The sequence below is a fragment of the Cellulomonas sp. P4_A2 genome, assembly GCF_056402515.1.
On the sequence record NZ_JBFUHG010000169.1, the window covers coordinates 1 to 395 of the forward strand.

A 395-nucleotide genomic window follows, 5' to 3' on the forward strand; every position below is an offset into this window, starting at 1 on the left:
GGCCAGGGGACAGGGTGGCGCAGGCGCTGCAAGCGTTCATGGCGTCGGAGCTGTGGGCCGAAGACGGGCCTGCCTTCGCGGATGTCACAGCGCAACCGCGCCGATGCCACCCCTACGAGAAGGCCGCAGCCATCTACGTGGCGGGACTGCACATCGCAGGCGTCTCCCTCCGGTCTGCCCGATGACCCAAACGACATCACCTAAGTCGCATGACTGGGCGCGACACCAGCGAGATGCTGCGTCAAGTTACCGAGGAAGAACGGCACCACCCCGTGCGGAATCTAGGTCACATTCCGGATTACCGAGGCGGCATCCCACGTCCAATATTGGAACTGCGCCGGAAAGCGGGATCGGGTAACCCGACCCTGCACCGGCGGGGGAGACGCGTCGCGGAT

1 protein-coding gene is annotated in these 395 nt (G+C 65.3%); it reads left to right on the forward strand.

Going from position 1 to position 395, the window contains the following annotated elements:
- Nucleotides 1–185, forward strand: a 185-nt coding sequence (locus AC1DUE_RS20570) for a hypothetical protein (RefSeq protein WP_477041255.1), incomplete at its 5' end; no start/stop codon positions are given.
- Nucleotides 186–395 lie beyond the last annotated feature (210 nt).